Consider the following 1,156-nt stretch of genomic DNA (forward strand, 5'->3'; position numbering starts at 1 on the left):
TCCCTAACTGGTTAACGATTTTTTTTCATTTTACCTCATTTTTTAAAAGTCTCATACTTATTTGAAATGACTATAATTAACAGATGGGGCCAGTTAATAATTTCGACCCCATCTTTTTTTAGCTCAAGTTGGGTCAATCGACCACCCGTGAGGGTTTTGACGGGGTTGTCACCCCGTCAAGTGCCGCTCTCTAATTCATTGCCAGCAGCAGGAATTAGGAAGTACGTGGATTCTTCCCGCCGATGCCATCATTAAAAAGCACTCCTCCATCCAGAAGGGCAAGCACTATTGCTATTTTAGGTTGAAGTCTCGTTCTCGCTCTCTCCCCAACGGCAAGCTAACCATGCACTTGGGAACTGCTCAAAGTGAATGCTACCTGAATGCTGTAGGGGCGATGGAACGCAGGGACTTACTTCGCATGAGCGAACGGAGGTTGATTCTGATTGAAGCTATACTGGATGAGCGGATGAGTTGAGGACGGGGCCGTGACTAATGTTATTTCAATGAAAGATTGGGTACCGGGTTGGGTGAAAGATTCTTACCTGACTGAAGATGAAATAGCTACCTTTGAGGAAGAGTTCTGTTAATCTCAATTAAGACAAGAAAATGTCGAAAGTGTTTCGGATAATAATCAACAAATGCGGTTAGTTGGGGAAGCTGTAACTAAGTTAGAATCCCTAGACCGAGCTAGCTTAGAGAAGTGGCTGCACCGCATTCCCACTCATTTATTAGTGGAATTAGTAGAAGAATCAAAACACTAAGAAACATAAACAAAATGGCTTACACCTTGTTGATATCCCTTGAGATTTAGGTTCTAAATTGTTGTAGCCCCAAACTCATTCCTAAATCTAACCACAACTATAACCTGTCACTACCATCACATCTGCGATGGTTTTTCCAATGGCTAACAGCCAAATAATCTATTAATGATAAGCCTGGGTTGTTGTTTTAGCTTGACGGAAACGAGTCTGTCGCTCTTCTACACTTAGATGAGGTGGGATGGTAATTCGTTTTGGCATTCTTTCTTTGATGGGGGTGGTGTTCCTCCTGATTATATTATGGTTAATCGACCGGATATGATATTAGTAGAGCAAGGATTCCTTGCCCTACTAACAGCCTTAAAGCAGAGTAATTGCAGTCGATGCCGGAGCGCCAA

2 protein-coding genes are annotated in these 1,156 nt (G+C 42.6%); both read left to right on the top strand.

The window, feature by feature from the left end; all coding sequences use genetic code 11:
- Positions 1–301: 301 nt before the first annotated feature.
- A complete protein-coding gene (locus QUA53_RS29030; protein WP_333101334.1) occupies positions 302–475 on the top strand; it encodes a hypothetical protein in 174 nt (57 codons plus the stop codon).
- A gap of 163 nt (positions 476–638) precedes the next feature.
- Complete coding sequence (locus QUA53_RS29035) at positions 639–761, top strand: hypothetical protein (RefSeq protein ID WP_333101333.1); 123 nt, start codon at positions 639–641, stop codon at positions 759–761.
- Positions 762–1,156 lie beyond the last annotated feature (395 nt).

Source organism: Microcoleus sp. Pol12B3, from assembly GCF_036701355.1.
Taxonomy (GTDB): Bacteria; Cyanobacteriota; Cyanobacteriia; order Cyanobacteriales; family Microcoleaceae; genus Microcoleus.

Coding starts and splice junctions, on each gene's coding strand:
- QUA53_RS29035 (WP_333101333.1), top strand. CDS start 639: ATGCGGTTAGTTGGGGAAGCTGTAACTAAGTTAGAATCCCTAGACCGA.